7 protein-coding genes are annotated in these 8,473 nt (G+C 58.0%); 6 read left to right on the top strand and 1 reads right to left on the bottom strand.

Features of this window, described 5'->3' with window-relative positions; genetic code table 11:
- Window positions 1-296: 296 nt before the first annotated feature.
- Entirely contained in the window at window positions 297-1,586 is a 1,290-nt protein-coding gene (gltA, locus tag DBR24_RS07170) for a citrate synthase (RefSeq protein WP_003222994.1), read from the bottom strand.
- Window positions 1,587-1,948: 362 nt separating this feature from the next.
- On the opposite strand from gltA, the gene sdhC reads away from it, so the two are divergent.
- The 6 genes from sdhC to DBR24_RS07140 form a co-directional block, all read left to right on the top strand.
- Complete coding sequence (gene sdhC, locus DBR24_RS07165; protein ID WP_045122948.1) at window positions 1,949-2,323, top strand: succinate dehydrogenase, cytochrome b556 subunit; 375 nt, start codon at window positions 1,949-1,951, stop codon at window positions 2,321-2,323.
- Window positions 2,317-2,685, top strand: coding sequence for a succinate dehydrogenase, hydrophobic membrane anchor protein (gene sdhD, locus DBR24_RS07160; protein ID WP_007919900.1), 369 nt, complete (start codon window positions 2,317-2,319; stop codon window positions 2,683-2,685). Before sdhC ends, sdhD begins: the two co-directional genes overlap by 7 nt.
- 3 nt (window positions 2,686-2,688) lie before the next feature.
- Window positions 2,689-4,461: a succinate dehydrogenase flavoprotein subunit gene (gene sdhA, locus DBR24_RS07155; RefSeq protein ID WP_123465862.1), complete on the top strand. Its 1,773-nt coding sequence runs from the start codon at window positions 2,689-2,691 to the stop codon at window positions 4,459-4,461.
- Between the two features lie 11 nt (window positions 4,462-4,472).
- Window positions 4,473-5,177, top strand: a complete 705-nt coding sequence (locus DBR24_RS07150) for a succinate dehydrogenase iron-sulfur subunit (protein ID WP_038364054.1) — start codon at window positions 4,473-4,475, stop codon at window positions 5,175-5,177.
- 259 nt (window positions 5,178-5,436) lie between these two features.
- Complete coding sequence (locus DBR24_RS07145) at window positions 5,437-8,268, top strand: 2-oxoglutarate dehydrogenase E1 component (protein ID WP_123465864.1); 2,832 nt, start codon at window positions 5,437-5,439, stop codon at window positions 8,266-8,268.
- A gap of 42 nt (window positions 8,269-8,310) precedes the next feature.
- Window positions 8,311-8,473 (top strand): biotin/lipoyl-containing protein (locus tag DBR24_RS07140; RefSeq protein WP_305888830.1); only part of this gene is annotated, 163 nt, incomplete at its 3' end.

The raw sequence follows: 8,473 nt of genomic DNA, 5'->3' as shown, positions 1-8,473 counted from the left end.
GCGATGCCCCCGGATGGACACCGTAGCGAGGGAACACTGAGCCTCAGCGAGGTGCCGTACGCCGGGGCAAAGCCTTTTGGGTTATTTTTTTCGCTGGGCCGGCATTCCGGCGTTTGGAAAAAGTGACTCGCTGTAAGAGCGAAACCGCCAGCGGCAACACCCGCAGAAACGGATATGCCCCCTAACCACAGTCAAAGTCGGCCCGCAGGCCGCTGAGACCAAACAAACAAAAACGGCCCCTATATAAATAGAGGCCGTTCCCGGTACAACTTCAAGACGTTATCGCAAGACAAGCCTTATTTGCGGTCTTCCAGCTTGGTAATGTCACGCGACTCGTAGCCGGTGTACAGCTGGCGCGGACGGCCAATCTTGTACGGGCTGGAGAGCATTTCTTTCCAGTGGGAGATCCAGCCGACAGTACGTGCCAGTGCAAAGATCACGGTGAACATGCTGGTCGGAATGCCGATCGCCTTGAGGATGATCCCCGAGTAGAAGTCGACGTTCGGATACAGCGAGCGCTCGATGAAGTACGGGTCGGTCAGCGCGATCTCTTCCAGGCGCATGGCCAGTTCGAGTTGCGGATCGTTGTTGATGCCCAGTTCCTTCAGTACTTCGTCGCAGGTCTGCTTCATTACAGTCGCGCGAGGGTCGCGGTTCTTGTAAACGCGGTGACCGAAGCCCATCAGCTTGAACGGATCGTTCTTGTCCTTGGCCTTGGCGATGAACTTGTCGATGTTGGACACATCACCAATTTCGTCGAGCATGGTCAATACGGCTTCGTTCGCACCGCCGTGGGCAGGGCCCCACAGTGCGGCGATACCGGCGGCGATACAGGCGAACGGGTTGGCACCCGAGGAGCCGGCCAGACGCACGGTGGAAGTCGAGGCGTTCTGCTCGTGGTCGGCGTGCAGGATGAAGATCCGGTCCATGGCCTTGGCGAGCACCGGGCTGATCGGTTTGATCTCGCACGGGGTGTTGAACATCATGTGCAGGAAGTTTTCCGCGTACGTCAGGTCGTTGCGCGGGTACATCATGGGTTGACCCATGGAGTACTTGTAAACCATCGCTGCCAGGGTCGGCATCTTGGCAACCAGACGGATCGCGGAGATTTCGCGATGCTGCGGGTTATTGATGTCCAGGGAGTCGTGGTAGAAGGCCGAGAGGGCGCCGACTACACCGCACATGACGGCCATCGGGTGGGCGTCGCGACGGAAACCGTTGAAGAAGGTTTTCAACTGCTCGTGAACCATGGTGTGGTTTTTCACGGTGCTGACGAACTGGGCCTTCTGTTCTGCGGTTGGCAGTTCGCCATTGAGCAGCAGGTAGCAGGTTTCCAGGTAGTCCGACTTTTCAGCCAGTTGTTCGATCGGGTAGCCGCGGTGCAACAGAATGCCGTTGTCGCCGTCGATATAGGTGATCTTCGACTCGCACGAGGCGGTCGACATGAAGCCTGGGTCGAAAGTGAAGCGGCCCGTGGCCGTCAGGCCCCGAACATCGATTACATCGGGACCAACGGTGCCGGTTAAAATGGGCAGCTCGACGGGGGCTGCGCCCTCGATGATCAACTGCGCTTTTTTGTCAGCCATGTGGCCTCCTATTTATGCTTGAACCATCAGACAGACCCCCCACGCAGGGCCCGCACCACTATAGTGAGATAAATTCGAATGTCAATTTGCCTAAAGTCTTGCTCCAGAAGGCTTTAAGCGTACTTTTTCCTCGAAATTGACTGCCATTTACGCCTTTTATACGACTTGTGCAATCAGCTATTTGGGGTAGGTGATTGCGTTGTCATTAGTAGCCTAACTGTCTATACTCGGCCACCGACCGCCAAGGGCTTTTGGGCCTGCTTTATTGGGGGTCGCATCCCTGGGTGGTGGTTACCTGACCAGTGCACTCCCCAACAACTTTGCCCTGATTGTTAGGGGCTCTTCAGTGTGAAAAAAAAGCCGTGAAAAGCCAACGACCTGTAAACCTAGACCTAAGGACCATCAAACTCCCCATCACCGGCGTTACGTCGTTTCTTCACCGTGTTTCCGGCATCATCCTCTTCCTGGGCCTCGGCTTCATGCTTTATGCATTGGGCAAATCCCTGGGTTCCGAGGAAGGTTTTGCCGAAGTGAAGGCATGCTTGACCAGCCCGCTGGCCAAGTTCGTAGCATGGGGCCTCCTGTCCGCTCTGCTGTATCACCTGGTAGCCGGTGTGCGCCACTTGATCATGGATATGGGCATCGGTGAGACGCTGGAAGGCGGCCGCCTGGGCTCGAAAATCATCATCGCCATTTCCGTGGTGCTGATCGTTCTGGCAGGAGTTTGGATATGGTAACCAGCGTTACGAACCTTTCGCGTTCGGGCCTCTATGACTGGATGGCGCAACGTGTGTCTGCGGTTGTTCTCGCGGCTTATTTCATTTTCCTGATCGGATACCTTGCAGCGAATCCGGGCATTGGCTACGACCAGTGGCACGGCCTGTTCGCTCACAACGGGATGCGTATCTTCAGTCTGCTGGCCCTCGTTGCCCTGGGCGCTCACGCCTGGGTCGGCATGTGGACCATCGCGACCGACTACCTGACGCCAATGGCGCTGGGCAAGTCCGCGACCGCAGTACGTTTCCTTTTCCAGGCAGTTTGCGGCATCGCGATGTTCGCTTACTTCGTCTGGGGTGTGCAGATTCTCTGGGGTATCTGATTCATGGCTAACATTCCAACGATTTCTTTCGACGCCATCATTATTGGTGGTGGCGGTGCCGGCATGCGCGCTGCGCTGCAACTGGCACAGGGTGGTCACAAGACTGCCGTGATCACCAAGGTTTTCCCGACCCGTTCGCACACTGTGTCCGCCCAGGGCGGCATCACCTGCGCCATCGCGTCGGCTGACCCGAACGATGACTGGCGCTGGCACATGTACGATACCGTCAAGGGATCCGACTACATCGGTGACCAGGACGCTATCGAATACATGTGTCAGGAAGGCCCGGCCGCGGTTTTCGAGCTGGACCACATGGGTCTGCCGTTCTCGCGTACCGAGCAAGGCCGTATCTACCAGCGTCCGTTCGGTGGTCAGTCCAAGGACTACGGTAAAGGTGGCCAGGCTGCCCGTACTTGCGCAGCCTCCGACCGTACCGGTCACGCGCTGCTGCACACCCTTTATCAGGGCAACCTGAAAGCCGGTACCACGTTCCTGAACGAGTACTACGCTGTCGACCTGGTGAAAAACCAGGAAGGCGAATTCGTCGGTGTGATCGCGATCTGCATCGAAACCGGCGAAACCACCTACATCCGCGCCAAGGCCACCGTACTGGCTACCGGCGGTGCAGGTCGTATCTACGCTTCCACCACCAACGCCCTGATCAACACCGGTGACGGCGTCGGCATGGCACTGCGTGCTGGCGTGCCGGTACAAGACATCGAAATGTGGCAGTTCCACCCGACCGGCATCGCCGGCGCCGGTGTACTGGTGACCGAAGGTTGCCGTGGTGAAGGTGGTTACCTGATCAACAAGCACGGCGAGCGTTTCATGGAGCGTTATGCTCCGAACGCGAAAGACCTTGCTGGTCGTGACGTGGTTGCTCGTTCGATGGTTAAAGAAATCATCGCCGGCAACGGTTGCGGTCCGAATGGCGACCACGTAATGCTCAAGCTCGACCACCTGGGCGAGGAAGTGCTGCACAGCCGTCTGCCAGGCATCTGCGAATTGTCGAAGACGTTTGCACACGTTGACCCGGTGGTTGCGCCGGTTCCGGTTGTTCCGACTTGCCACTATATGATGGGCGGCGTTGCCACCAACATTCACGGCCAGGCGATCACCCAGGACGCTGAAGGCGTGGACCAGATCATTCCTGGTCTGTTCGCGGTAGGTGAAGTGGCTTGCGTATCGGTTCACGGTGCCAACCGTCTGGGCGGCAACTCGCTGCTCGACCTGGTGGTATTCGGCCGCGCTGCCGGCCTGCACCTGGAAAAGGCGCTGACCGACGGCATCGAATACGACGACGCTACCGAAGCCGATATCGAAGCAGCCCTGTCGCGTCTGAACGCGCTGAACAGCCGTACCGATGGCGAAGACGTCGCCACCCTGCGTCGCGAGCTGCAAAGCTGCATGCAGAACTACTTCGGTGTATTCCGTACCGGCGAATACATGCAGAAGGGTATCGCTCAGCTGGCCGATCTGCGCAAGCGTATCGCCAACGTGAAGATCAACGATAAGTCGCAGGCGTTCAACACTGCACGTATCGAAGCGCTGGAACTGCAAAACCTGCTGGAAGTTGCTGAAGCTACCGCCATCGCGGCCGAAGTACGTAAAGAGTCCCGCGGCGCTCACGCCCGTGAAGACTTTGAAGACCGTGACGACGAAAACTGGCTGTGCCACACCCTGTACTTCCCGGGTGACAAGCGCGTCACCAAGCGTGCCGTTAACTTCTCGCCGAAGACTGTTCCGACTTTCGAACCTAAAGTCCGGACTTATTAAGGGTGACCGCCATGTTGCAAGTCAGTGTTTATCGTTACAACCCTGATCAGGACGCTGCGCCGTTCATGCAGGAATTCCAGGTCGATACCGGTGGTAAAGACCTGATGGTGCTGGACGTGCTGGCCCTGATCAAGGAGCAGGACGAGGGTTTCTCCTATCGTCGCTCTTGCCGTGAAGGTGTCTGCGGCTCCGACGGCATGAACATCAACGGCAAAAACGGTCTGGCGTGCATCACGCCGCTGTCCGCTGTCGTAAAAGGCAACAAGCTGATCGTTCGTCCGCTGCCAGGTTTGCCGGTTATTCGTGACCTGGTCGTCGATATGAGCATCTTCTACAAGCAATACGAGAAGGTGAAGCCTTACCTGCAGAACGACACGCCGGCTCCGGCCATCGAGCGTCTGCAGTCCCCTGAAGAGCGTGAAAAGCTCGACGGTCTGTACGAGTGCATCCTGTGCGCTTGCTGCTCGACCTCGTGCCCGTCCTTCTGGTGGAACCCGGACAAGTTCCTGGGTCCAGCTGCGCTGCTGCAAGCCTACCGCTTCCTGGCAGACAGCCGTGACACCAAGACCAACGAGCGTCTGGCTTCGCTCGATGACCCGTTCAGCGTTTTCCGCTGCCGGGGCATCATGAACTGCGTCAACGTATGTCCGAAAGGCCTGAACCCGACTAAGGCCATCGGTCACATCCGTAACATGTTGCTCTCGAGCGGCGTGTGATTCAGCTGCTGTAACCGTAGAACCGCTGTACCGAAGAGGCTGTGGCGCGGGCTTCAACCCGCGTCATGGCTATAACCAGAGCCGTAGTCACAAGCTGCAGCTCTTATTTTGAAGAAATGAGACAAGCAGGGGCATCCGGGCTGGTACCCGGACTATCAGCGTGATCCTAAGTGGCTTGTTTTGGTCGCTGCATTCGGACTTCTGCAAGTTTGCTCGGTGTCGACGCCGATGGTGTTCCCCTAACCGAGGGTGACCAAGCATGCAAGAAAGCGTGATGCAGCGCATGTGGAACAGCGCCTACCTTTCAGGTGGAAACGCTGCCTATGTGGAAGAGCTTTATGAGCTCTACCTGCACGACCCTAACGCTGTGCCAGAAGAGTGGCGCACCTACTTTCAGAAGTTGCCTGCCGACGGCAACTCTGCCACTGATGTTTCGCACTCCACAATTCGCGATCATTTCGTGCTGCTGGCAAAGAACCAGCGCCGCGCCCAACCGGTTTCCGCCGGCAGCGTGAGCAGTGAGCACGAGAAGAAGCAAGTTGAAGTGCTGCGATTGATCCAGGCCTACCGTATGCGTGGCCACCAGGCAGCCCAGCTTGACCCGCTGGGACTGTGGCAGCGTCCTGCACCTGCAGACCTGTCGATCAATCATTACGGCTTGACCAATGCCGATCTTGATACGACCTTCCGTGCCGGCGACCTGTTCATCGGCAAAGAGGAAGCGAGCCTACGCGAAATTCACGAAGCGTTGCAGCAGACATATTGCCGCACCATCGGCGCTGAATTTACGCATATCACCGATTCCGAGCAGCGCCAGTGGTTCCAGCAGCGTCTGGAAAGCGTGCGTGGTCGTCCGACGTACTCCGCCGACATCAAGAGCCACCTGCTTGAGCGCGTGACCGCCGGTGAAGGCCTGGAGAAATACCTGGGTACCAAATACCCGGGCACCAAGCGTTTCGGTCTGGAAGGCGGCGAAAGCCTGATTCCGATGCTCGACGAACTGATCCAGCGTTCCGGTTCCTACGGCACCAAGGAAGTCGTCATCGGCATGGCTCACCGTGGCCGTCTGAACGTACTGGTCAACACCTTCGGCAAGAACCCGCGCGAGCTGTTCGACGAGTTCGAAGGCAAGAAGAAGGTCGAGCTGGGTTCCGGTGACGTTAAATACCACCAGGGCTTCTCGTCCAACGTGATGACCGCCGGCGGTGAAGTTCACCTGGCCATGGCGTTCAACCCGTCCCACCTGGAAATCGTTTCTCCGGTGGTTGAAGGTTCGGTTCGTGCCCGTCAGGATCGTCGTAACGACGCTACCGGTGAGAAGGTGCTGCCGATCTCCATCCACGGTGACGCTGCGTTCGCAGGTCAGGGCGTGGTCATGGAAACCTTCCAGATGTCGCAGACCCGCGGTTTCAAGACCGGCGGTACCGTGCACATCGTGATCAACAACCAGGTTGGTTTCACCATCAGCAACCCGCTGGACTCGCGTTCCACCGAGTACGCCACCGACGTTGCGAAGATGATCCAGGCGCCGATTCTCCATGTGAATGGCGATGATCCGGAAGCCGTGTTGTTCGTGACCCAGCTGGCCATCGACTACCGCATGCAGTTCAAGCGTGACGTGGTGATCGACCTGGTCTGCTACCGTCGTCGCGGCCACAACGAGGCCGACGAGCCAAGCGGCACCCAGCCGCTGATGTACCAGCAGATCACCAAGCAGCGCACCACCCGTGAGCTGTACGCTGATCGCCTGACCCAGGCCGGTGTGCTGGACGCTGATCGCGTTCAGGCCAAGGTCGACGAGTACCGCAACGCGCTGGACAACGGTCTGCACGTGGTGAAGTCGCTGGTCAAAGAGCCGAACAAAGAGCTGTTCGTGGACTGGCGTCCGTATCTGGGCCATGCCTGGACTGCGCGTCACGACACGCGCTTCGATCTGAAGACCCTGCAAGAACTGTCCGCCAAGCTGCTGGAGATTCCTGAAGGCTTCGTGGTTCAGCGTCAGGTCGCGAAGATCTACGAAGACCGTCAGAAGATGCAAGCCGGCGGCCTGCCGATCAACTGGGGTTACGCCGAAACCATGGCGTACGCGACCCTGGCGTTCGAAGGTCACCCGATTCGCATGACCGGTCAGGACATCGGCCGCGGTACGTTCTCGCACCGTCACGCTGTGTTGCACAACCAGAAAGACGCGGGCACCTACATTCCGCTGCAGAACCTGTACGACGGTCAGCCACGTTTTGACCTGTACGACTCGTTCCTGTCGGAAGAAGCGGTACTTGCATTCGAATACGGTTACTCGACCACCACGCCGAACGCGCTGGTGATCTGGGAAGCCCAGTTCGGCGACTTCGCCAACGGTGCACAGGTTGTCATCGACCAGTTCATCACCAGCGGCGAGCACAAGTGGGGCCGTCTCTGCGGTCTGACCATGCTGTTGCCACACGGTTACGAAGGTCAGGGTCCTGAGCACAGCTCGGCACGTCTTGAGCGTTACCTGCAGCTGTGCGCCGAGCACAACATTCAGGTGTGCATGCCGACTACCCCGGCGCAGATCTACCACTTGCTGCGTCGTCAGGTGATTCGCCCGCTGCGCAAACCATTGGTTGTTCTGACACCTAAGTCGCTGCTGCGCCACAAACTGGCCATCTCGACCCTGGAAGATCTGGCTGAAGGTTCGTTCCAGACCGTTATCCCGGAAATCGATGCCCTGGATCCGAAAAAGGTCGAGCGCGTTGTTCTGTGTAGCGGCAAGGTCTACTACGACCTGCTGGAAAAACGCCGTGCCGAAGGCCGTGAAGATATCGCCATCGTGCGTATCGAGCAGCTGTATCCATTCCCTGAGGACGACTTGAAAGAAGTCCTGGCGCCGTACACCAACGTCAAAAATGCCGTTTGGTGTCAGGAAGAGCCGATGAACCAGGGTGCCTGGTACTGCAGCCAGCATCACTTGCGCCGTAGCATCAGCAACCTCGACAAGTCTCTCGTACTTGAGTACGCGGGCCGTGAGGCTTCTGCTGCCCCAGCCTGTGGTTACGCTTCGATGCACGCCGAGCAGCAGGAAAAACTGCTGCAAGACGCGTTTACCGTTTAACGCCTTCGCGCACCTGAAACCGAATTTAAGGAACTACAGATAATGGCTATCGAGATCAAAGCCCCCACTTTCCCGGAATCGGTTGCCGATGGCACCGTTGCCACCTGGCACAAGCAACCGGGCGACGCCGTCAAGCGCGACGAACTGATCGTCGACATCGAAACTGACAAAGTCGTACTGGAAGTTCTGGCTACTGCTGATGGCG

Origin of the sequence: Pseudomonas sp. HMWF006 (genome assembly GCF_003061205.1) — a bacterium.
GTDB classification, from domain to species: Bacteria; Pseudomonadota; Gammaproteobacteria; order Pseudomonadales; family Pseudomonadaceae; genus Aquipseudomonas; species Aquipseudomonas monsensis.
Note: the sequence above shows the minus strand (reverse complement) of the source record. Positions and strands in the feature narration are given on the sequence as shown.

Excerpts from the sequence above, each read along its gene's own strand:
- gltA (WP_003222994.1), bottom strand. The coding sequence starts at position 1,586 with ATGGCTGACAAAAAAGCGCAGTTGATCATCGAGGGCGCAGCCCCCGTC.
- sdhD (WP_007919900.1), top strand. The coding sequence starts at position 2,317 with ATGGTAACCAGCGTTACGAACCTTTCGCGTTCGGGCCTCTATGACTGG.
- sdhA (WP_123465862.1), top strand. The coding sequence starts at position 2,689 with ATGGCTAACATTCCAACGATTTCTTTCGACGCCATCATTATTGGTGGT.
- DBR24_RS07150 (WP_038364054.1), top strand. The coding sequence starts at position 4,473 with ATGTTGCAAGTCAGTGTTTATCGTTACAACCCTGATCAGGACGCTGCG.
- DBR24_RS07145 (WP_123465864.1), top strand. The coding sequence starts at position 5,437 with ATGCAAGAAAGCGTGATGCAGCGCATGTGGAACAGCGCCTACCTTTCA.